At 31.6% G+C, this 23,026-nt stretch carries 19 protein-coding genes; 12 read left to right on the top strand and 7 right to left on the bottom strand.

The window, feature by feature from the left end:
* Positions 1–80: 80 nt before the first annotated feature.
* Complete coding sequence (gene gldJ, locus GFJ99_RS05040) at positions 81–1,778, bottom strand: gliding motility lipoprotein GldJ (RefSeq protein WP_153207787.1); 1,698 nt, start codon at positions 1,776–1,778, stop codon at positions 81–83.
* A 211-nt stretch (positions 1,779–1,989) separates the two neighbouring features.
* Here gldJ and porU point away from each other — a divergent pair, with 211 nt between their 5' ends.
* From porU to GFJ99_RS04980, 12 genes are all read left to right on the top strand, one after another.
* Positions 1,990–5,862 carry a type IX secretion system sortase PorU gene (gene porU / locus GFJ99_RS05035; RefSeq protein WP_153207786.1) on the top strand — a complete coding sequence of 1,291 codons (3,873 nt, stop codon included), beginning with the start codon at positions 1,990–1,992 and terminating at the stop codon, positions 5,860–5,862.
* A 39-nt stretch (positions 5,863–5,901) separates the two neighbouring features.
* Positions 5,902–7,107 (top strand): type IX secretion system outer membrane channel protein PorV, encoded by a 1,206-nt coding sequence (gene porV / locus GFJ99_RS05030; protein WP_153207811.1) that lies wholly within the window; start codon positions 5,902–5,904, stop codon positions 7,105–7,107.
* A gap of 68 nt (positions 7,108–7,175) precedes the next feature.
* Complete coding sequence (gene cdd, locus GFJ99_RS05025; protein WP_008254593.1) at positions 7,176–7,655, top strand: cytidine deaminase; 480 nt, start codon at positions 7,176–7,178, stop codon at positions 7,653–7,655.
* Between the two features lie 162 nt (positions 7,656–7,817).
* Positions 7,818–8,816: a pyruvate dehydrogenase (acetyl-transferring) E1 component subunit alpha gene (gene pdhA, locus GFJ99_RS05020; protein WP_008254592.1), complete on the top strand. Its 999-nt coding sequence runs from the start codon at positions 7,818–7,820 to the stop codon at positions 8,814–8,816.
* 5 nt (positions 8,817–8,821) lie between these two features.
* Complete coding sequence (locus GFJ99_RS05015; RefSeq protein WP_153207785.1) at positions 8,822–10,438, top strand: pyruvate dehydrogenase complex dihydrolipoamide acetyltransferase; 1,617 nt, start codon at positions 8,822–8,824, stop codon at positions 10,436–10,438.
* Positions 10,439–10,631: 193 nt separating this feature from the next.
* Complete coding sequence (locus GFJ99_RS05010) at positions 10,632–12,110, top strand: S41 family peptidase (protein WP_162524026.1); 1,479 nt, start codon at positions 10,632–10,634, stop codon at positions 12,108–12,110.
* Between the two features lie 65 nt (positions 12,111–12,175).
* A complete protein-coding gene (locus GFJ99_RS05005) occupies positions 12,176–13,138 on the top strand; it encodes a M20/M25/M40 family metallo-hydrolase (RefSeq protein ID WP_153207783.1) in 963 nt (320 codons plus the stop codon).
* On the top strand, positions 13,128–13,814 hold the full coding sequence (locus tag GFJ99_RS05000; protein WP_008254585.1) for an SDR family oxidoreductase: 687 nt from the start codon (positions 13,128–13,130) through the stop codon (positions 13,812–13,814). Before GFJ99_RS05005 ends, GFJ99_RS05000 begins: the two co-directional genes overlap by 11 nt.
* 38 nt (positions 13,815–13,852) lie before the next feature.
* Entirely contained in the window at positions 13,853–14,695 is an 843-nt protein-coding gene (locus GFJ99_RS04995) for a Bro-N domain-containing protein (RefSeq protein ID WP_008254582.1), read from the top strand.
* Positions 14,692–15,294 carry a SprT-like domain-containing protein gene (locus tag GFJ99_RS04990; protein ID WP_008254581.1) on the top strand — a complete coding sequence of 201 codons (603 nt, stop codon included), beginning with the start codon at positions 14,692–14,694 and terminating at the stop codon, positions 15,292–15,294. The genes GFJ99_RS04995 and GFJ99_RS04990 overlap by 4 nt, the downstream gene beginning before the upstream one ends.
* 21 nt (positions 15,295–15,315) lie before the next feature.
* Positions 15,316–16,374 carry a mannose-1-phosphate guanylyltransferase gene (locus GFJ99_RS04985; RefSeq protein WP_008254579.1) on the top strand — a complete coding sequence of 353 codons (1,059 nt, stop codon included), beginning with the start codon at positions 15,316–15,318 and terminating at the stop codon, positions 16,372–16,374.
* Complete coding sequence (locus GFJ99_RS04980; RefSeq protein WP_008254578.1) at positions 16,374–17,759, top strand: DUF389 domain-containing protein; 1,386 nt, start codon at positions 16,374–16,376, stop codon at positions 17,757–17,759. The genes GFJ99_RS04985 and GFJ99_RS04980 overlap by 1 nt, the downstream gene beginning before the upstream one ends.
* Here GFJ99_RS04980 and GFJ99_RS04975 read toward each other — a convergent pair.
* The 6 genes from GFJ99_RS04975 to GFJ99_RS04950 form a co-directional block, all read right to left on the bottom strand.
* Entirely contained in the window at positions 17,752–18,522 is a 771-nt protein-coding gene (locus GFJ99_RS04975) for an ABC transporter ATP-binding protein (protein WP_008254576.1), read from the bottom strand. The genes GFJ99_RS04980 and GFJ99_RS04975 overlap by 8 nt on opposite strands.
* On the bottom strand, positions 18,522–19,268 hold the full coding sequence (locus GFJ99_RS04970; protein ID WP_040470255.1) for an ABC transporter permease: 747 nt from the start codon (positions 19,266–19,268) through the stop codon (positions 18,522–18,524). Before GFJ99_RS04970 ends, GFJ99_RS04975 begins: the two co-directional genes overlap by 1 nt.
* A gap of 86 nt (positions 19,269–19,354) precedes the next feature.
* Positions 19,355–20,269 (bottom strand): hypothetical protein, encoded by a 915-nt coding sequence (locus GFJ99_RS04965; RefSeq protein ID WP_153213613.1) that lies wholly within the window; start codon positions 20,267–20,269, stop codon positions 19,355–19,357.
* A gap of 10 nt (positions 20,270–20,279) precedes the next feature.
* Positions 20,280–21,128 (bottom strand): glycosyltransferase family 2 protein, encoded by an 849-nt coding sequence (locus GFJ99_RS04960; protein ID WP_153207781.1) that lies wholly within the window; start codon positions 21,126–21,128, stop codon positions 20,280–20,282.
* A gap of 15 nt (positions 21,129–21,143) precedes the next feature.
* Positions 21,144–21,677: a methyltransferase gene (locus GFJ99_RS04955; protein ID WP_153207780.1), complete on the bottom strand. Its 534-nt coding sequence runs from the start codon at positions 21,675–21,677 to the stop codon at positions 21,144–21,146.
* A 67-nt stretch (positions 21,678–21,744) separates the two neighbouring features.
* Positions 21,745–22,803: a 3-oxoacyl-ACP synthase III family protein gene (locus GFJ99_RS04950; protein WP_153207779.1), complete on the bottom strand. Its 1,059-nt coding sequence runs from the start codon at positions 22,801–22,803 to the stop codon at positions 21,745–21,747.
* Positions 22,804–23,026: the final 223 nt, after the last annotated feature.

Genomic DNA, 23,026 nt, shown 5'->3' with positions numbered 1-23,026 from the left:
ATTTGGTTTTTTAATACGAAACGAAGATAAAAAAAAGCCCTTTCAATCGAAAGGGCTTCTTAAAGTATTTTGTATGAAAATTATTTCTTAGGATTTCCTCTAGGAGTCTTTTTATTAGACTTAGGACCTACTTTAGACATTGCACATCTAAATCCGATGTAGTCAGTAGCCATATCTTGAGGGAAGAATCTTCTAGAAGCTGGATCTAACCAATATGCTCTATCTCTCCATGAACCACCTTTGTAAACTCTTACGTTGTCGTCAACTAAAGTCGTTCTTTTGTCAGATTTGTCAAATTTCTTCACCATTTTACCTAAACTATCAGCTGTAATAGAGTGTTTAGGAGCTTCGTACATTCTTTTTTCATCTCCTCCAGATTCACCTTCTTCAGAATCATTAAACTTATAGAAACGTGTAGATTGTCTATCACCATCTCTGTAGTTAATATTGTCAGAAGTTGAAAATTGAGTTCTTAAATAAGTTTCGTTTTCGTCAACTGGAACTTGTGCAATTTGACCAGGGAAATTTCTAGCCATAATTCTACCATTACTTAAAGTATCATAAGTAATATTGTCAGAAGTTACTAATTCAACAACACCGTCTTCACCGATTTTATTTTTAGTATAAACGTTACCTCTAAAATAGTTAAAGTCATTTGCTTCATCATCAACCATAGGTCTGTAAACGTCTTGAACCCATTCTGCTACGTTTCCAGCCATATCGTATAATCCAAAATCATTTGGTGCGTATGCTTTCACTTTATTTGTAATGTCAGCTCCGTCATCAGGCCATCCTGCGATTCCGCCGTAATCTCCTTTTCCTTGTTTAAAGTTGGCTAATTGGTCGCCTCTATATTGTCTTTTAGAAGAACGAGTGTATTGACCACTCCAAGGATATTTCTTTTGTCCTTTGTAAATGTTGTATTCTCTGTTTCCAACTAATGCTGTTGCAGCATATTCCCATTCAGCTTCTGTTGGTAATCTGTATTCTGGTAAAATTAAACCAGAACTTCTTTGAGCATAAACGTTTTTAGCAGTATCTGCAGCCGGTCTTCTACCACCACCCATTTCTTTTTTCAATACAACTTCTTCATTACCACCAAATGCTTTTGATGGAGTGTTGATATAAGTTTCAGTACTAAATGAGTTTTCGGCACTAACATCAGTACCTAATTTAATTTTGTTATCTTTTTTAAGGTAACCTTCGCGTTCTAAGATGTTCTCATTTACACGGTCAGTTCTCCATTTGCTAAATTCAACTGCTTGAATCCAATTAACTCCTACTACTGGGTAATCAGCATAAGCAGGGTGTCTTAAGTAGTTGTTAGTCATGGTTTCATTATAACCTAAACGATTTCTCCATACCAAAGTATCAGGAATCGCACCATTATAAATGTGTTTGTAATTTTCTTCAGTTGGAGGGAAAACAGTTTTTACCCAAAATAAGTATTCAGAATACATTTTGTTTGTAACTTCTGTTTCATCCATGAAGAAAGACTGAACGTGTTGTTGATTTGGAGAGTTGTTCCAGTCGTGCATTACATCATCTTGCACTTTTCCCATAGTAAAAGTACCACCTTCGATAGAAATCATTCCAGGAGGTGTTTCTTGTTGTTTAAACTTGTCGTTAAACTGGAATCCACCTTTTTTGTCATTGATTTTCCATCCTGTAGCTGTAGATCCGCCTTTCGTGCTTCCTTTCTTGCTACAACCTGTAAAGCCTAATGCTAGTGCTAATACTAATAGCACTTTTAAAGCCATAATTTTCTTAATTTTCATACTTTAGTAGGTAATAAATTTCGTGTCGCAAGATAATAATAATGAATTAAAATGCAACATGTTTTTAAATTTTTGTAAAAAAAAATTAATCTTATGTTAAAATCTTTTCTCTTACAACGTTTTATCTTAAGTTTTATTGTAAAAAATTAGAATAAAATAAAATATTTTTCTCTCTTTGTAATATATATGTGTTTAACACGTTTTATAGCTAATGAAAAAGACTATTCTTCTATTACTGTTATTTGTTGTTTCCTTTGTTTACTCACAGGATTCGAATTCTATTTCTATTAATTGGAATTCAAATTTAGATTTTAATTCAGGTGAATTATCATTTAAAGTGCCGCAATTTGATATGGATTTTTATAATATTGATATTCCATTAAAAAAAATTCAATTTAGAAAAATTATTCCAGTTTCCGCTTCATCTAATCCAGCTACTTTGCAAATTACAAATGTAGTGTATCAGAATATTTCTGTTTCAGAACTTTATGATTTGAATAAGGATTTGATTCCTAATAGTATTCAAGCTTCTTTAGAGGTTGTAAATGCTAGAGAAGATTATTTTGGTGTTCTTGTTTTGAATCCTATTATAAAAGAGGGTGCTATTTATAAAAAAGTGATTTCTTTTTCTTATTCTTTTCAAAATAGCGTTACTAATAGAATTCCAAATCAAAATGTAGTTCAGTCTATTTCAAATTCTGTGCTAACAACGGGTGATTGGTATCGTTTTTATGTGGAAAAATCGGGTGTATACAAGATTTCTAAATCTTTTCTTCAAGGCTTGGGTTTTAATGTAAATGTAGATCCTAGAAATATTAAAATTTATGGTAACGGAGGTAGAATGTTGCCTTTGAATAATTCTATACCCTATCCTGATGATTTAGAGGAAAATGCAATTCAATTTATTGGAGAAGACGACGGTGTTTTTGATAATAGTGATTATATATTGTTTTATGCCGAAGGTGTAGATAAATGGAATGAAGAGAGTTTAACAAGCGTTAACTTGTTTGCCGATAAGTCTTATTATTATGTTACTTCATTAGGTGTTGCTGGTAAAAGAATAGAACAAGCACAACAACCGGTTAATTCGGCAACTTTAACATTTAATCAATTTGACGACATAATTTATTATGAAAATGATTTAGTTAATCCCGGAAAAGTAGGTCGAAGATGGTTTGGTGAGCAGTTTAATATTGATGAGTTACAAACTTTTGATTTTTCGATTCCTAATCTTGATACTTCGGTTCCGGTGCAAATTAAGGTAAATACGGCCTCTAAGTCTTTTGGTAGTTCGTCTTTCAATATAAAAGCAAATGCCATAGATTTAGGAACTTTGAATTTTCCGCAACTTACTTCTGGTAGTGGTATTGAAGGTTATGAGTCAGCCTTGAATTCTTCTTTTAATGCTTCTTCATCAAATATTTCTGTTACTTTAACGTATAATAATGGTGGTGTTCCAAGTTCAAATGGATATTTAGATTTTATTAAATTAAGTGTAAAACGAAATTTAGCTGGATTTTCAAAACAATTTTTATTTTTTAATAATCAGGAACAACTCAATATTGGAGTAGGAGAATATGCAATTTCTAATGCTTCTGGAATTTCTCAAGTTTGGGATGTAACTGATTTATACAATGTAACTGCATACGAGAATACAACCGGTGCTAATTTTAGTTTTAAAGTTGATCTCGGAACTGCAAAAAAATATGTTTCTGTTGACTTGTCTGATACTTTTGCGCCATTGCGTGAATCAAATGCTGTGGTTGTTAATCAAAATTTGAAGGGAACCGTTTTTAAAGATGTTCAAGGTAATTTTCAAGATGTTGATTATCTAATTATTACACCTGATTTTTTATCAACACAAGCGGAACGATTGGCTGATTTTCATAGAAATAATTCGGGATTAAGTGTTCGTGTTGTTACGTTAGAAAAGATCTATCATGAATTTGCATCTGGTAAACAAGATGTTGCGGCAATTCGTAATTTTATAAAATACGTTTATTGGAATGCTTCTGCTTCAGATAAAAGAGTTAAATATGTAAATCTTTTTGGAGATGCGTCTTACGATTATAAAAACCGATTATTTAATAATACGAATATTGTTCCTGTTTTTCACGGTTTTAATCCTTTAGCTTCTGAGATAAATAATATTTCTAATTTTTCGTTGTATTCTTCCTTTATGTCTGACGATTTTTTTGGATTAATGGACGATGGAGAGGGACAAATGTTAGGTAGTTTTGATGGAATTGATATTGCAGTTGGTAGAATGTTGGTTTCCACAGTTAGTCAAGCTAACGAAATGGTAGATAAGGTAATTGAGTATCATGATGAAAAATCGTACGGAAGATGGCGAAATAATTATGTAATTTACTCTGATGATGCTGATAATGAAACAGATGCAACACTTCAGTTTGGATTAGATAATTTAGCCAACACTTTAACAACTCAAAAACCGTTTGTTAATGTAAAAAAAATACATTCCGATTCGTATTTACAACAAGTTGCAGCCGGTGGAGAACGTTATCCTGAAGCCAAAAAAGATTTTTTAGATGCTTTAGAACTTGGGGCTTTAGTTTTTAATTATTTTGGACATGGTAATGAAGAATCGCTAGCAAGAGAGCGTTTGTTTGAAAAATTAGATGCTCAAAACTTAACCAACCGATATAGATATCCACTTTTTATTACAATAACTTGTGAATTTACTCGCTTTGATGATCCAAATCGTTTTACAGGTGGAGAATATATGTATTGGAATAGTAAAGGAGGAGCAATTGGTTTAATTGCCACAACGAGACAAATTGGAGTTACAACGGGTTTTGTGATGAATAATTTATTAAGTGAAGATTTGTATGCGTTTGGTTCTACTAATTATCCTACAATTGCAGAAGCATTACGATTAACAAAGTTAAGCACGGGATCTGATAATAGGAGAGTGGTTTTTTACATTGGCGATCCAGCATTAAAATTGGCAATTCCAAGACCAAAAGTAGTTCTTACAAAAGTAAATGATGTTCCTGTAAATCAGCCATTGCCTGTTTTACAAGCTTTAAGTCTAACCAAAATTACGGGAGAAGTTAGAGATGAAAATGATGTTCTGCTGTCTGGATACAATGGCGATTTAGCGGTTCAAATATTTGATAAAGATATCAATCGCGCTACTTTAGGTAATAATGGTGTTACTAATTCTAGTGGTTTAATAGTAATGAATTTTACAACTTTAGGTGAAACCGTATTTAGAGGTAATGCATCCGTAGTAAATGGTTTGTTTGAATTTAGCTTTGTAGTGCCACAAGATATTAGAATACCTGTTGGTAATGGCAAAATAAGTTTTTATGCAAAACGCGATATTCCTAATTTAGATAATCAAACAGGGTATGATAGATCAATCCAAATTGGAGGAGTTAACGTAAATGCAGTAAGTGATACAAATCCTCCAACGGTCAGATTGCATATGAACGATGAAGGTTTTGTTTCGGGAGGAATTACAAATTGTTCACCCATATTGTTAGCTTTTTTAGAGGATGAAAATGGTATTAATACAGCGAGTGGAATTGGTCACGATATTGTTGCTATTTTAGACGGAGACGAATCTAATCCTTATGTGCTAAACGAGTATTATGAAACCGAGAATGATGATTATACAAAAGGGTTTGTAAGATTTCCGTTTCGAGATTTAACGGCAGGACTTCATACTATTTTGTTTAAAGCTTGGGATGTTTATAATAATTTAGTTACAGCCGAAATTCAATTTAATGCAATTTGCTCTGATGAAGGTTTGCGAATTGAAAAAATATTAAATTATCCTAATCCGTTTGTGAGTTATACTGAATTTTGGTTCAATCACAACATGCCTTTTGAGCCTTTAGATGTTCAAGTTCAAATTTTAACTGTATCTGGTAAGTTAGTAAAAACAATAAACCAGCAAGTAACAACTGAAGGATTTCTTTGCAGAGAAATAACTTGGGATGGAAGAGATGATTTTGGAGATAAGATTGGAAAAGGGGTTTATGTTTATAAAATAAAAGTCCGGTCAACCACAACAGGAAAGTCGGTTGAAAAATACGAGAAACTTGTAATACTATAATAAAATACTATATTTGTCAAATTAATTTCTATGAATAAAATGAAAAAAATTGCTATATTATTAATCTTGTTTACTGTAAGTCAAAATGTTAGATCGCAAGAAAATAGAGTAATAACAACTGGAGTTCCTTTCTTATTAATTGCTGCCGATGCACGTTCTGCTGGTATGGGAGATATGGGAGTAGCTACTTCTGCAGATGCTTTTTCGCAACAATATAACCCTGCTAAATTTGCTTTTTCACTTCAAAAGCAAGGTTTTTCGGTGAGTTATACACCTTATTTATCAAGTATTGCAAATGATATTTCGTTAGGTCAACTAACGTATTATAATAGAATAAACGAAAGAAGTGCTTTTGCAGGTTCTTTACGTTTTTTTGGTTTAGGAGATATTGAATTAAGACAAACGGCTGATCCAAATGAAGCTGTTAGAACAGTTAATCCAAATGAATTAGCATTAGATGGTTCGTATTCGCTAAAATTAAGTGAGCGTTTTTCTATGGCTGTTGGAGGTAGATTTATACGTTCTGCATTAAGAGTGCCAGATGTAAATAATGATGTTTCTGCGGCAACTACATTCGCTGTTGATGTTGCAGGATATTATCAATCTGAAGAAATGGCGTATGACGATTTTAACGGTAGATGGAGAGCTGGATTTAATTTTCAGAATTTAGGTCCAAAAATCAGTTATGATAACGATGATTTAAATAATAACTTTTTACCAGCAAATATGCGTTTAGGAGCTGGGTTTGATTTTATTTTTGATGAATACAATAAAATAGGTGTTACTGCAGAGATCACTAAGTTACTAGTCCCTACTCCTCCAGCAGTAGTAGAGGCGGTAGATTCAGATAATAGTGGGTCAATAGATCCTGCTGAACAACAAGTTGCAGATGATGCTTATTCTCAGGCTTTAGCAGATTACAGAAAAACAAGTTGGACAAGCGGTATTTTTAAATCGTTTAACGATGCTCCGGATGGAATTTCAGAAGAACTAAAAGAATTTACTTGGGCTTTAGGAGCAGAATATTGGTACCAAGATTCATTTGCGCTTCGTTTGGGATATTTTCATGAAAGTGAAGTTAAAGGAGCAAGAAAGTTTTTTACGCTAGGTGCAGGTTTTAAATACAATGTGGTTAAGATTGATGTGTCTTATTTGTTCTCGGCTTCAAAAGTGAGAAATCCATTAGAAAATACGTTGCGTTTTTCTTTAACATTTAATTTCGGTGATAATTACGATGAACTTTAATTTAAATAAATAAACTATATTAATATCCAAATTCTTCTTTTAGAATTTGGATTTTTTTTCCTCAATATATGAAGCAAATTAACATAAATTCTGTTATTTCTATTCTTACTGTAGATGAACTTTCGCAAGTAGAATTAGATTTAAAAAATCAAGCCTTCGAAGCCCGAAGCAAAGCCTATGCTCCTTATTCAAAGTTTACAGTTGGTGCTGCTATTCTTTTAGATAATGGCATTATAGTGCAAGGTTCAAATCAAGAAAATGCTGCTTATCCATCTGGATTGTGTGCAGAAAGAGTTGCTATTTTTTATGCTGGTTCAACTTATCCTGATGCAAAAATTGTAAAAATGTTTATTACTGCTTCTCCTCAAGATAGAGAATTAACTGAGCCAATTCCTCCATGTGGAAGCTGTCGTCAGGTAATTGCAGAATACGAATTTAAACAAGATATCCCTATTGAAATTTTCTTTATGGGTGCAGTAGGTGAAATTTACAAATCAGATTCGTTAAAGAATTTGTTGCCTTTTGTTTTTGATAAGAATCATCTATAACGATTTCGTAACTTTTTTTATTAAATTTGTTATAAAAAATACAAAAATCGTAGAATATAATTTTTTCAATCAGGTTCTATGTAGTATTTTTGCTGTTCGTAAAATTTGTAAAACACTAATTTTGTCTTTTACAATCCAATTGTATTAAAAAAACAAACTAAAATGAAACCAATTACAAGAGAAGTTTACCTAAAGTGGTATGAAGATATGCTATTTTGGAGAAAGTTTGAAGATAAACTTGCAGCTGTTTATATCCAACAAAAAGTTAGAGGATTTTTGCACCTTTATAATGGTCAAGAAGCTGTTTTAGCTGGAGCTTTACATGCTATGGACTTGTCTAAAGATAAAATGATTACCGCATATCGTAACCACGTTCAGCCAATTGGAATGGGTGTAGACCCAAAGAAAGTTATGGCAGAATTGTACGGAAAAGTTACAGGTACTTCAAAAGGAATGGGTGGATCAATGCATATTTTTTCTAAAGAACACGGATTTTACGGTGGTCATGGTATCGTTGGAGCTCAAATTCCAGTAGGTGCTGGTATTGCTTTTGCTGATAAGTATTTTGAAACTGGTGGAGTTACCTTGACTTATTTTGGAGATGGTGCTGCGCGTCAAGGTTCTTTACATGAAGCATTTAATATGGCTATGTTATGGAAATTACCAGTTGTATTTATTGTTGAAAATAATGGATATGCAATGGGAACTTCTGTAGAAAGAACGGCAAATCATACAGATATTTGGAAACTTGGTTTAGGGTACGAAATGCCTTGTGGACCAGTTGACGGAATGAATCCAATTAAAGTTGCTGAGGCTATGCATGAAGCTATAGAAAGAGCACGCCGTGGAGACGGACCAACATTCTTAGAAATGAAAACATATAGATATAGAGGTCACTCAATGTCTGATGCTCAGTTGTATAGAACTAAAGATGAAGTGGAAGAATATAGAAAAATTGATCCAATTACTCAGGTTTTAGATATTATTAAAGAAAATAATTATGCTACTGAAACTGAAATCGAAGTAATCGATAAAAGAGTAGCTGATTTAGTTGCTGAATGTGAAAAATTCGCTGAAGAATCTCCATTCCCAGAAGTAAATCAACTATACGATGTAGTATACGAACAAGAAAATTATCCATTTATACCTCATAAATTATAAAAACTATGGCACAAATTATAACTATGCCCCGTTTGAGTGATACTATGACAGAAGGTGTTGTAGCTTCTTGGTTAAAAAAAGTGGGTGATACAATTAAAACAGGAGATATTCTTGCCGAAATTGAAACGGATAAAGCAACAATGGAATTTGAAGCTTTTTATGATGGTGTTTTACTTCATATCGGAATTCAAGAAGGACAGTCGGCTCCGGTTGATTCTTTATTAGCGATCATTGGTGCTGCTGGTGAAGATATTTCAGCTTTGTTAAGTGGAGGAAATGCCACTGAAACTAAAGAAGAAAAAGTAGTTCAAGAAACTAAATCTGTCACATCGAGCGCAGTTGAAATGCCAGCTGGTGTAAAAGTTGTTACAATGCCTCGTTTGAGTGATACCATGACAACAGGAACTGTAGCTACTTGGTTGAAAAAAGTAGGAGATGCTGTAAATGAAGGTGATATTTTAGCTGAAATTGAAACAGATAAAGCTACAATGGAATTCGAATCTTTTAATGCAGGTACTTTATTATATATCGGCGTTCAAGAAGGTGATTCGGCTCCAGTTGATACCATTTTAGCAATATTAGGACCTGCAGGAACTGACGTTTCGGGGATTGCGGCTAATTACAAAGTGGGTGCAGTTGTTGATTCCGAAACTTCGGAGTCAAAAGCAGAAGAAAAAGTAGTTTCTCAAACAGAAACAACAAATAATCAAATAGAAAACACAAACAATACTGGTAGAATTTTCGCATCGCCTCTAGCTAAAAAAATTGCTCAAGATAAAGGAATCAATTTGTCTCAAGTTAAAGGTTCAGGTGAAAATGGAAGAATTGTAAAGAGTGATGTTGAGAATTTTTCTCCATCTTCAGTTGCAACTCCTGCTCAAGCTATTGAGCAAGCAACAAATACAGTTGCTGCTGTTAAGCCTTTTGTTCCGGCAGGAGAAATTTTCCAGGAAGAAATTAAAAATTCGCAAATGCGTAAAACCATTGCGAGACGTTTATCAGAATCTAAATTTACAGCACCGCATTATTATTTAACGATTGAGTTAGATATGGATAATGCAATTGCATCAAGAAATATGATCAACGGATTACCAGACACGAAAGTTTCTTTCAATGATATGGTAATCAAAGCGAGTGCGATGGCATTGAAAAAACATCCACAAGTAAATTCACAATGGAGAGAAGATGCAATGGTTATCAATCACCATGTGAATATTGGAGTAGCAGTAGCTGTTGAAGACGGATTAATGGTTCCAGTGTTGAAATTTACAGACCAAATGAGTTTAACTCAAATTGGCGCTAGCGTAAAAGATTTAGCTGGAAAAGCAAAATCTAAAAAAATTCAACCTTCGGAAATGGAAGGAAGTACTTTTACTATTTCTAACTTAGGAATGTTCGGAATACAATCGTTTACATCAATTATTAATCAGCCTAATTCAGCTATTTTATCTGTTGGTGCTATTATAGAAAAGCCAGTAGTTAAAAAAGGACAAATTGTTGTAGGGAATACAATGGTTGTAACTTTAGCTTGCGATCACAGAACAGTAGATGGTGCTACAGGAGCTCAATTCTTACAAACGTTTAAATCGTTTATGGAAAATCCGGTTACAATGTTAGCATAATTCCAAAAAAAATAGATACTTTTAGAATCCCGATTAACGTCGGGATTTTTTTATAACCAAATCTAAATCACTATTTATGAAGCTAAAATTTATTATCTGTTTTAGTGTTTGTTGTCTATTTTTTTTAAATTTAAATTGTACTTCTGTACAAAAGTATAATTCCCATGTCGATTCTAAAATTGCAGTAAGCGATTTGCAAAAAGACATCGATTATGTTGAATATAAACTGAATAAATTACATCCATCATTGGACTTATATATTTCAAAAGAAAATTTGAGTAAAAAATTTGATAGTTTAAGAGCTTCAATTGTTTCACCATTAACTCCAAATGAATTCTTTTTTGCTTTAAGTCCAGTAATTGCTTCAGTGCGTCAAGGTCATATGGGTATTTTTCCATTAAATAAAAAAATGGAAAAAAAGGAGCTAAAAGCCTTAAGCAAAAGAGGTGCTCATCCTTTATCATTAATGGTTTTTAGATATCAAGATGATAATCTTTATTTGTTAAAGAATTATACAAAAGATACATTAGTAAAAAAAGGTTCTAAAATTATTAGTATAGAAGAAATAGAACCTAAACAACTGTACGAAAAATATAGTAAAACATATACTTCTGACGGATTAAATAAAACATTTTTTCCATATGCTTTTTCTAGTAGGCTTCCAACATATCTTTTGTTAGAAAAGCCAATAAAAGATAGTGTTCAAGTAGTGTTTAGTTATAAAGACAGTATTTATAAGAGAACCATAACGAGAGCAGGATTAAAAAATAAAGATTCCATTGAAAAAGAAACTGCAAAACCAATTGTTGTTAATTTAACAAAAGAAGAAAAAAAAGCAAAGACTATTGAAAGAAAGAAAATTGCATTAAGAAACAAACTTTTTTTATACGATAAAACTACAAATGAGTTTACCCGAAATTTAACCTATGTTCCATCTGATTCTACAATAGCTGTTTTAAAAATAAAAGGGTTTAAACATACGCGTCACAAAAAAGCATATGATAGTATTTTTAACGAAATAAAAAGCAAAGGTGTAAAAACATTAGTTTTAGATTTACGATATAATGGCGGTGGAAGTTTAGCTGAAATTCACAATTTATATAGTTACTTAAGTTCAGAGCCTTTTGTGTTTATAGATACGGTTAGAGTTACAACTAGAACTGCAGTCGCTACAAATAAGTTAAGATCATTTCCAAAATTAGCTCTTGTGGTTTTTTCGCCAGTTGTTCTTCCTTTTTTAGTTAAAAATATTTTAGCTGTAAAAAAAGACCAACAAGGAAATTTTTATTTAAAAAGCAAAGAAGAAAAAGTTACAGAACCTAAATCAAATCGTTTTGACGGTAGGTTATATGTAATTACTAATGGAGGGAGTTTTTCAGCGTCATGCATATTGTCTTCAAATTTAAAGAACGCTAATCGAGCTTTGTTTGTAGGGGAAGAAACGGGTGGCGCATATAATGGAACTGTTGCGGGTACCATGCCGTTATTGCAACTTCCTAATTCGAAGTTGTTGTTTAGGATTGGTCTTCAAGATATAAAACCTGTAAACAAAACATCGGAATTTGGGAGAGGAATTTTTCCGGATATACCTATAATTCCTTCAATTGATCAAATAATAGAAAATAATGATCCAGAATTAGATTGGATTATTAAAGATGCTAAGAAAAAATGATAAGAATATATTAAAATCCTGATTATTAATCGGGATTTTTTTATTTTTACTTAAAACTAAATGGTATGAAAAAAATCTTTATCATAATTTCTTTTGTTGGATTTTCATTACAAGCACAAACCAATGTTGCTTCAAAGCATATTTCAAATGCAAATTATAAAGTTGCTGAAGAAAATGTTATCAAAACTCTTTCTTATTTAACTTCCGATGAGCTTGAAGGAAGAGATACGGGCAGTGAAGGGATTGAAAAAGCATCTATTTTTCTTGAAAATCTATTGAAAGAGAGTAGGATCAAGCCTTATTTTAAAACCTATCGCGACACATTGTCAAACTATGATAAAACCTCATACAATGTTGTAGGTTATATTGAAGGAACAGATTTAAAATTAAAAAACGAGTTTGTAATCATAGGAGCTCATTATGATCATATTGGTAAAATTGCGGCAGTTAATGGAGATGATATAGGAAATGGTGCAAATGACAATGCATCTGGAACAACAGCTGTAACTGAAGTGGCAAAATACTTTGCAAAAGCTAAGTCAAATAAACGAAGTGTGCTTTTTGTTTTCTTTTCTGCAGAGGAAAAAGGACTTTTAGGTTCAAAACATTTGGCAGCAAAATTGAAAGAACAAAACATGGATTTGTATTTTATGTTTAACATTGAAATGATTGGTGTTCCAATGAAAAATAGAGACATGGATTTCTATTTAACAGGTTTTGGAAAAACCAATATGGCGTCAAAAATAAACGAATATGCAGGTGAAAAATTAGTTGGTTATTTGCCAATTGAAACTAAATATATGTTATTTAGAGCGTCTGATAATTATCCGTTTTTTACTGAATTTGAAGTGCCTGCACAAACAGTATCTACTTTTGATTTTGAAAATTTTGAATTTTATCACCAACCTGATGATGAATTTGAACTAATGGATACAAAACATATGACAACAGTAATTTCAAAAACAATTCCCGTTTTAGAAAAAATGATTAATGCGCCTTCAAAAGAAATTAAATTAAATGAAAAATAAAAACATCATCATCACAGGAACTTCACGCGGTATAGGATTTGAATTAGCGTTGCAGTTTGCCAATGCCGGTCACCATGTGTTAGCCATTTCCCGAAAAACACCTAAAGAGTTAATTGAAAATTCAAAGATTACGTGTTTGTCAATTGATCTTTCAAATTCTGATGAATTAGATAAAATAACTCAATTTGTTAAAAATTCTTGGCAAAACAAAGTAGATGTTTTAATTAATAATGCCGGTTTATTAATCAGTAAGCCATTTGAACAACTTACATTTTCTGATTTTGAACAAGTTTATAAAGTAAATGTTTTTGCTGTTGCCGAGTTAACAAAAATTTGTATTCCTTTCATGGAGAAAGGAAGTCATGTAGTAACCATAAGTTCAATGGGTGGTATTCAAGGAAGTATGAAGTTTCCGGGATTAGCGGCTTATTCTTCTAGCAAAGGAGCAGTAATTACTCTTTCTGAATTATTAGCCGAAGAATATGCAGCACAAGGAATTGCGTTTAATGTTTTAGCACTTGGAGCAGTAAATACAGAAATGTTACAAGAAGCTTTTCCAGGCTATCAAGCGCCACTCTCGGCCATAGAAATGGCAGATTATATTTTTAATTTTGCTTTAACCGGGAATAAATATTACAACGGAAAAGTATTGCAAGTTTCATCGTCAACGCCATAAATTTTTCGTAAATTGTATTTCATTTAAATTATAAAACCATGACAAAAGTAAGCGCCATTCAATTATTTGAAGACAAAAAGGTAAGAACCGCTTGGGATGCAGAGCAAGAAAAGTGGTATGTTTCTATTATTGACGTGATAGAAATTTTAACAGATAGTGATCGACCAAGAAAGTATTGGAGTGATTTAAAATCGAAGTTGATTAAAGAAGGAAGTGAACTGTCCGATAAAATCGGACAGTTGAAAATGCAGGCTCCAGACGGTAAAATGCGATTAACCGATGTTGCTGATACTGAACAACTTTTCCGTTTAATTCAATCTATTCCTTCACCAAAAGCAGAACCATTTAAACTATGGTTGGCCCAAATTGCAGCCGAACGTTTAGATGAATTACAAGATCCTGAAATTTCTATAGATAGAGCATTAAATCAATACATGCAATTAGGATATTCTGAAAGCTGGATTAATCAAAGATTGAAAAGTATTGAAATTCGGAAAGAATTAACCGATGAATGGAAGAGTAGAGGTGTTAAAGAAGGACAACAATTTGCACTTTTAACAGATATAATTACACAATCATGGTCTGGAAAAACCACTAAAGAATATAAAGTATTAAAAGGTTTGAAAAAGGAAAATCTTCGTGATAATATGACCAACACGGAATTAATTTTAAATATGTTGGCCGAAGCTTCAACTAAAGATATTTCAAAAGCAGTAAAACCAGATTCATTCGAAGATAATATTAATGTTGCAAAACAAGGCGGAAATGTTGCAAGTGTTGCTCGAAAAGAATTAGAAGCCAAAACGGGTAAAAAAGTGGTTTCAGGCACAAATGCTAAGTTATTATTAAATTCTAAAAGCTCAAAAAGCAGAAAAGAATGAGTGAAGTTTTATCAAAATATCTTCCTGAACATGCGGTTCATCATTGTTTTGAATTAATCAAGGCAAATCATGTGCATCTTAAAATTGTTAATGAACGTATTACGCGTCATGGTGATTATAGAAGAGACGCCCAAGGATTTCATTTGATAACGGTAAATGCGAGTTTAAATAAATACCGATTCTTAATTACTTTAATTCATGAAATTTCTCATTTGGTAGCTTTTGAAAAATTTGGACGAAATATAAAACCGCACGGTGAAGAGTGGAAACATACATTTCAGAGACTAATGGTGCCGTTTATTCGCCCTGAAATTTTCCCAAATCAATTATTGCCATTATTGGCGAAGCATTTTAGAAATCCAAAGGCAAGTAGCGATACAGATGCTAAATTAGCTATTGCTTTAAAACAATTTGATCAGAAAGAAACCGATAAAAATTATATCTTTGAGATTCCGATGGGAAGTCATTTTAGAATTCACAATGGGAAAATTTTTAAGAAAATAGCATTACGTGTGAAACGTTATGAATGTATGGAAATCAGTTCTGGACGTATGTATTTGTTTCAACCTAATGCAGAAGTAGAATTGTTGCCAAATTAGTTATTACAATAAATCAATAAAATGAACAAAAATTATTACGCAATATTAATGGCTGGTGGAGTAGGATCTCGTTTTTGGCCTGTAAGCACAACCGATTTTCCTAAACAATTTCATGATATGTTAGGAACGGGTGAAACTTTGATCCAAAAAACCTTTACTCGTTTATCGCAAATAATTCCAAAAGAAAATATTTTAATTCTTACAAACGAAGTTTATAATACTATTGTTTTGGAGCAATTGCCAATGGTAAAACAGGAACAAATTATTTTAGAACCTGCAATGCGTAATACAGCACCTTGTATTTTATATGCTTCTTTGAAAATTAAAAAACAAAACCCTAATGCTGTAATGGTTGTAGCACCATCTGATCATTGGATTGAAGATGAGGTGCAGTTTTGTGCCAACTTACAACATGCGTTTGATTTTTGTGAGCGTGAAGATAATTTAATGACATTAGGAATTTTACCAACATTTGCCAACACTGGTTACGGTTATATTGAATTTGATAAATTAGATTCACGTCCAATAAAAAAAGTGAAACAATTCCAGGAAAAACCTGATTATGCTACTGCTAGAAAATTTATTCAGAGTAGAAATTTTCTATGGAATGCAGGGATATTTGTTTGGAGTGCTAAATCGGTTTTAGAAGCATATGAAGAATTTCAACCTGAAATGTTTGCTCATTTTATGAATGGGTATAATTTTTTTAATACTGAGAACGAAGCCGCATTTATTCATGATAATTATCCTTTAGCAGAAAATATTTCAGTGGATTATGCCATTTTAGAAAAAGCACAAAATGTTTACGTTTTACCGGCAACTTTCGACTGGAATGATTTAGGAACTTGGGGTTCTCTGTATGATAAATTGCCTAAAGATTCGCAAGAAAACGCAGTAATTAACGCTTCTGTTTTTTTAGAAAATGCAACAAATAACATCATTAGAACAGATGGGAAAAAGTTGGTTGTTATTGATGGGTTAAATGATTATATTGTAGTAGATAGAGATAATGTTTTGTTAATTTATCCAAAAGATAAAGAACAGGATATAAAGAAAATTGTATCTAAAATAAATAAATAATGGAAAATTCTAATCAAAGTTCATTTGGGAAAATAATAAGTGATATTAAGTTATTTCTTAAAGAGACTTTTGATATTTCCCATGATACGAATCGTTCTGCAACGATAGAAGATATTAAAGCCGGAGTTGACATGAAAGGGCAAAACGCCTGGGTTTTAATTTTTTCAATTCTTGTGGCGTCAACAGGTTTAAATACGAGCTCTACAGCAGTTGTTATTGGAGCTATGCTAATTTCACCATTAATGGGGCCAATTCTTGGAATGGGACTTTCACTCGGAATTAATGATATTGATTTTCTGAAAAAATCAATTAAAAATTTTGGGGTAATGGTGGTGCTAAGTTTATTAACTTCTTTTTTGTTTTTTAGTATTCCCATGTTTCAAAATGAAACACCTGAATTGCTTGCAAGAACATTTCCAGACGTTAGAGATGTTATTATTGCCTTGTCTGGTGGATTGGCCTTAATAGTTGCTTTAAGTAGAAGAAATAAATCAATTAACACTATTGCTGGAGTTGCAATTGCAACAGCTTTAATGCCACCTCTTTGTACGGCAGGTTATGGTTTAGCAACGGCAAAGTGGGATTTTTTTAGAGGCGCATTATTTCTGTTTTCTATTAATACCATTTTTATTGCATCGGCAACTTTTCTTGTAGTTCGTTTTCTTAAATTTCCTTATGAAGAATATGCAAATTCGCAACGCAGAAAAAGAATTTCTCAAGTTATATCTATTTTAGCTTTGGCTATTTTAGTTCCAAGTGTTTATATGTTTTATCAACTATATAAAAAATCGGATTTCAATCAGAAAGCAGATGGTTTAATCAGTAAATTAAGAACAGAAAAAGGAATTTTAATTTTAGATGTTCATAAAGATTTTGATAAAAAAGAAATTAGCTTTGCAGTTGTAGGTAAGAGTATTTCACAATCAGATATTCAACAATTTAAATCTCAAATGAAAACTTTTGGTTATGAAAGTTGCAATTTTAAAGTACTTCAGGATGCCGGAAATTTAGAAACTATTTCTAAAATTAATGAAATTGAAAATTCCTTTTTATCGAATCAGCAACTTATCGTTAAAAAAAGTCAAGAATTGTTAGACAAGGATAAAGAAATTTTTGAATTAAAAAATCAGCTACAACAAAAAAGTGAAAAACAATTTCAGTTTAATGAAATAGCAGAAGAAATAAAAGCATTACATGATGATGTTGAAAGTGTTGCTTATTCTGAGAAAATTACAACAGATTTTTCAAAAACAGATACAATTCCAACTTTCGGAATTTTTTGGAAAAATAATATTAATTCAAAAGTGAAAACGGAAGAAAATAAAAAACTTCAAAATTGGTTGCGTAAAAAGTTTAAAGATGAAAGAATAATTGTAGTTAACTAATATCGTCTTCTAAATACATTTTTCTAACTCGTTTAAATAATTCAGATGAATAGACAAAATCTGTAACAGCTTCGTTATCGGTTTTAAAGATTTCTTTATTGCTGCCTTCCCATTCTAAAAGGCCGTTTTTTAAGAAAACAATTTTCTCTCCAATTTCCATTACCGAATTCATATCGTGTGTATTAATAACAGTGGTAATGTTGTATTCTGCTGTAATTTCCTGAATTAAATTATCTATTACAATAGCAGTTTTTGGATCTAATCCTGAGTTGGGCTCATCACAAAAAAGATATTTCGGATTATTTACAATAGCTCTAGCAATTGCAACACGTTTTTGCATTCCACCAGATATTTCAGAAGGACGTTTATGATGTGCGTTTACTAAGTGAACTCTATCAATTACAAAATCAACACGTTCTTTAATTTCTTTAGGCGACTTATTAGAAAACATTTTTAATGGAAATCCTATATTTTCTTCAACTGTCATTCCATCAAATAAAGCACTGCCTTGAAAAACCATTCCAATTTCTGTTCTTAGCGCTCTTTTTTCGTCGTTAGAAAGTTCAGAATAAATTCTTCCATCAAATGAAATTGTACCACTATCAGGAGTATGAAGCCCTAAAAGTGATTTTAAAAATACGGTTTTTCCAGACCCACTTTGTCCAATGATAAGATTAGTCATTCCGGCTTCAAAACGAGTAGAAACTCCTTTTAAAACGGTTTGTTCTCCAAACTTTTTTATAATGTTTTTTACTTCAATCATTAGCTCAATAGGAGTTGGGTTAATATAAAATTCATTAAAATGATTACAACCGAGGTCCAAACAAAAGAAACTGTACTTGCTTGTCCAACTTCTAACGCTCCACCTTTCATATAATACCCGTGAAACGAAGGAATAGTTGCTAGTAGTAAAGCAAAAACAATTGTTTTTATAAAAGCATATGCAATATGAAACGGAATAAATTCGGTTTGAAGTCCGGTAGTAAATTCAAAACTTGTTGTAAAACCACCATAAACTGCTGCCATCCAGCCTCCAAAAACACCTAAAAACATGCTTAATCCAATCACAAACGGATATAAAAGTAAAGCAATTATTTTAGGAAAAACCAAATAGTTTAACGAGTTAACACCCATTACTTCCAAAGCATCAATTTGTTCTGTAACGCGCATGGTTCCAATACTTGATGTAATAAATGATCCCATTTTCCCTGCCATAATAATAGAAATAAATGTAGGGGCAAACTCTAGTATTACCGATTGTCTTGTGGCAAAACCAATTAAAAATTTAGGTATTAACGGATTTGTTAAGTTTAATGCAGTTTGAATGGCAACAACACCTCCAACAAAAAAGGAAATAAAAGAAACAATTCCTAATGAACCAATGATTAAATCATCAACTTCCTTAAGTATTAATTGCTTCATTACCGACCATTTAGTAGGCTTGTTGAAGATTTCTTTCAACATGATAAAATATTTTCCTATTTGTGATAAGTAGCGAATGAGCATCATTTTATATCGTGTTCTTTGTTCAGATTCTTGTATGCAGTAAAAATACTATATTTTGTTTGAATATGAATATGAATTTTTAAATTGGATTAATTTTTAAATTCGATACCAACTTTATAAGTGTTGTTTCTTTCAATTAAATAATGGTATTTTTGCCATAATGCATCATCTCCTTGATGTAAATATCGGAAGTAAGGAATTATTTTGTTTTCTTTTGAAACTCCAATTAACTTAATTCCAGGTGGAAAATCGATACCTAAATTGTTATATTCTTCTTTAGATAGATTTTTTATCGATATAAATACACCATTTAAAGGGAACTCAAATTCCTCATCAAATGTCAGTTCTAATATTGCAAATTTTTCATTATTTTGACTTGCTATTATAAAGTCTTCTTTAAAAATCTTTTCTTTTGGGACAAAATATATAGAATCAACGGAATAGAAATTTACTTTTATTGGACTGTTTTTAGCGCCTTTTCTTTTGGTTGATTTTTTGTTTTTTAAATCTTCAATTACCTTATAATCATTCGTATGTACGTATACTTTTTTTATAACTTTACCTTTGTAGTTTTCATTTGGAAAAAACAGCACTAACTCTATATTGTTATTTAAAGAACCGCTTTTTCCAAAATTTTCGGGTAAAATATTTCTAGCTGAACTTTTAGGAAATAGCTTTTCTGTTTTCTTTTTAGTTTTATTTGAAGCTATAATTTCAATATTCTCTAGTTCTTCAAGTTTTTCTTCTAAAAATAAAGTATCTTGATTAATCCAGTTTTCAAATGTCTTTGGTTCAAAATTTAAATGTCTAATTGAAATACTAGATTTTAAATCTTCAAATTTTATTTCCACATTTCCTAAACTATCCGATATGTATCTAGGAGTATTGTCGATTATAAGTAAAGCATCAGTAATTGGAGTTTTCATCTTTGATGCTATAGTAATTTTTTTTTGAGAAAAAATATTTATTGAAAAAAGGATTGAAAAAAGGATGATATTTTTCATTTAGGGATTATTAAAATAACTTTTCTTTAATCTTATTCCAGCGATAGTTTCTTACAAATTTTGCTTGTTCAGGAGTAACCAACATGGTTTTGTTTTGGCTTTTTGCTTTCCAAAAACCTTTTATGTAATCAACAAATAAATAAGGTTTTCCTTTTCGCATCGCTAATTTTAGTGAGGCAACAGCTGTGATGAAAAATCCGTAGCCTAAAGCGTAAAAAGCTTCGCCTTGTTTGTAGCGAGCTGCTTTGTTGTAGCTTGCGCCAGTTGGTTTTAGGTGTTTTACGTGTAAACTTTCATCGGTAACAACTTTCCAATTATAGAATTTACAAAGTAATTCATCTACAGTGTCCCAACCCATAGCCGGTTTTAATCCACCAATTTGTTTAAAGGTTGCTTTTCGATAGGCTTTTAAGGCTCCACGAACATGATCTTTATCGGTTAGATTTTCTAAAACCCAATCCTCATTTTTTTTGATGTAGCAAAAACCACCAACCATTCCAATTTGTTCATCTGTCTGAAAATGATTAATAATGGTTTCGAAATAGTTGTTTGGAAAAATTAAATCAGCATCCACTTTTACAATTATTTCGTAATTGTCATCAATATGCTTTTCGCCTTCATGAAATGCCTGAACAACTTTACTTCCAGGAAGATGAATGTTATCGGATTTTTTATTAACTAAAGTAATGAAACGATATTTAGAAGCAAAATCTGAAACAATTTCCGGAGTTGTATCGGTAGAATTATCATTCACCACTACAATTTTTGTTGGTAAAACGGTTTGTTCTACTAAAGATTGTAAAGTCAAAGCCATAAAAGCTTCTTCATTATAAGCAGGAATGATAATGTAGTATTTCATTTGACTTATCACTTTTTACTTATCACTTTTCACTCTTTCGGCATAAACCAAATAATATCTAGGAGTAAACCATCTTAATAAAGGTCTGAAACCGATTTTTTTAACAGGATGTGTGAATTTTACTCGGTCAACAATTTTAAATCCTGTTTTCTCTAAAAGCCAATCCAATTGCCAGTCTTCAAACTCATGATAATGTCTGTCCCACATATCGGTTTTGCTTCTATACGCCGGAGAAAACCATAAACGTAAAGGGATAGAAATAAGAATTTTGTCAGCTTTTACGTTTTGTAAAACAGTATACGGATTTAGTAAATGTTCAAAAATTTCAAATGCAGTAAACACATCATAGTTTTCGTTTTGAAGTGCTGATGGATTGTTGTCAATATCTTCTCCTTTTGTATTTAAAACAGTATAACCATTATCTACCATGATTTTTGAAAAAGGATTTGGAACTCCTAAATCAAAAATAGTTTCGTTAGTTGAAATATGTTTTTTTAGAAAATCTAATGTTATATTAAATCGTTTACTCGGATATGTTTTTTCGTACATTAAAATAATAATTGGTGTACAAATTTACTTTTTTCTTTGAACTTCCAACTTCCAACTTCCAACTTTTTTACATTTGATAGGCTATAGCGTTAATATTCATTCCGGCTCCAACAGAAGCAAAAAGAATTATATCGCCTTTATTTAGTGATTGATCTTCGATTTCTCCTTTCATTAATAAATCATATAAAGTAGGAACTGTAGCAACACTACTATTTCCTAATTTATGAATACTCATTGGCATTATTCCTTCAGGAGTTGCAGTTTTGTACAATTTATAGAATCTATTCACAATAGCTTCATCCATTTTTTCATTAGCTTGATGGATTAATATTTTTTTAACCTGGCTTAAATCGATATTTGCAGCTTCCAAACATTCCTTCATTGCTTTTGGAACATTTGATAAAGCAAATTCATAAATTTTTCTGCCAAGCATTTTTATATATCGAACATCTGGGTTATGATCTAGATTGTAAGATTTTCCAAAAAATAAAAAGTTTGCTTCATCATAAGTATAAGATGCAGATGCATGAGAAAGTATACCACCTTCGGTATTAGTAGCTTCAATAATGGTTGCGCCAGCTCCGTCAGAATAAATCATAGAATCTCTATCATGAGGGTCCACTACTCTAGATAATGTTTCGGCACCAATGACTAAACATTTTTTAGCCATTCCAGCTTTTATAAACGCTTGCGCTTGAATAACGCTTTCAACCCAGCCTGGGCAACCAAAAAGCATATCATAAGCGACACATTTTGGATTTTTTATTCTTAAATTATATTTTACTTTAGAAGCTAAGCTTGGAAGCATATCTCCTTGAATTGCTCCTTTTTTTACATCGCCAAAATTATGTGCAAATATTATATAATCTAGCGTTTCTGGGTCTAAATTAGCGTCTTCTATAGCTTTTTGAGCCGCAATAGTTGCAATTTGTGATGTGGTTTGATTATCTTGAGCATATCTTCGTTCAACTATACCTGTAATTTCAACAAATTTTTGCGCAATTACATCATTTGGGTAATTAAATGCAGACCCATCCTCGTTTAAAAAAACATGTTCAGAGAAATCAGAATTGGTTACTTTTATTGAAGGGATGTAGCTTCCAGACCCTGTTATTTTAATATTCATGATATTTGTATATGTCTAACGAAATTATTAATAAATTATTCAATATGCTTAAAATAATAAATTATTTTTTTAAAAATATGAAAACAAATGAAAAAGGCTATTTAAATTGTTATAATGTTAATTTTATTAAATAATACTTCATTTTTAATAATTAATTTTAGTTTGTTGTTAATTTTTTTTTTAAGTTTCTATTCAGCAGTTAGAAATTAGTTTTTAGAAGTTA

The organism is Flavobacterium sp. LMO6 (assembly GCF_009495795.1).
Classification (GTDB): domain Bacteria; phylum Bacteroidota; class Bacteroidia; order Flavobacteriales; family Flavobacteriaceae; genus Flavobacterium.
Note: the sequence above shows the minus strand (reverse complement) of the source record. Positions and strands in the feature narration are given on the sequence as shown.

Coding starts and splice junctions, on each gene's coding strand:
- gldJ (WP_153207787.1), bottom strand. CDS start 1,778: ATGAAAATTAAGAAAATTATGGCTTTAAAAGTGCTATTAGTATTAGCA.
- porU (WP_153207786.1), top strand. CDS start 1,990: ATGAAAAAGACTATTCTTCTATTACTGTTATTTGTTGTTTCCTTTGTT.
- porV (WP_153207811.1), top strand. CDS start 5,902: ATGAAAAAAATTGCTATATTATTAATCTTGTTTACTGTAAGTCAAAAT.
- cdd (WP_008254593.1), top strand. CDS start 7,176: ATGAAGCAAATTAACATAAATTCTGTTATTTCTATTCTTACTGTAGAT.
- pdhA (WP_008254592.1), top strand. CDS start 7,818: ATGAAACCAATTACAAGAGAAGTTTACCTAAAGTGGTATGAAGATATG.
- GFJ99_RS05015 (WP_153207785.1), top strand. CDS start 8,822: ATGGCACAAATTATAACTATGCCCCGTTTGAGTGATACTATGACAGAA.
- GFJ99_RS05005 (WP_153207783.1), top strand. CDS start 12,176: ATGAAAAAAATCTTTATCATAATTTCTTTTGTTGGATTTTCATTACAA.
- GFJ99_RS05000 (WP_008254585.1), top strand. CDS start 13,128: ATGAAAAATAAAAACATCATCATCACAGGAACTTCACGCGGTATAGGA.
- GFJ99_RS04995 (WP_008254582.1), top strand. CDS start 13,853: ATGACAAAAGTAAGCGCCATTCAATTATTTGAAGACAAAAAGGTAAGA.
- GFJ99_RS04990 (WP_008254581.1), top strand. CDS start 14,692: ATGAGTGAAGTTTTATCAAAATATCTTCCTGAACATGCGGTTCATCAT.
- GFJ99_RS04985 (WP_008254579.1), top strand. CDS start 15,316: ATGAACAAAAATTATTACGCAATATTAATGGCTGGTGGAGTAGGATCT.
- GFJ99_RS04980 (WP_008254578.1), top strand. CDS start 16,374: ATGGAAAATTCTAATCAAAGTTCATTTGGGAAAATAATAAGTGATATT.
- GFJ99_RS04975 (WP_008254576.1), bottom strand. CDS start 18,522: ATGATTGAAGTAAAAAACATTATAAAAAAGTTTGGAGAACAAACCGTT.
- GFJ99_RS04970 (WP_040470255.1), bottom strand. CDS start 19,268: ATGATGCTCATTCGCTACTTATCACAAATAGGAAAATATTTTATCATG.
- GFJ99_RS04965 (WP_153213613.1), bottom strand. CDS start 20,269: ATGAAAAATATCATCCTTTTTTCAATCCTTTTTTCAATAAATATTTTT.
- GFJ99_RS04960 (WP_153207781.1), bottom strand. CDS start 21,128: ATGAAATACTACATTATCATTCCTGCTTATAATGAAGAAGCTTTTATG.
- GFJ99_RS04955 (WP_153207780.1), bottom strand. CDS start 21,677: ATGTACGAAAAAACATATCCGAGTAAACGATTTAATATAACATTAGAT.
- GFJ99_RS04950 (WP_153207779.1), bottom strand. CDS start 22,803: ATGAATATTAAAATAACAGGGTCTGGAAGCTACATCCCTTCAATAAAA.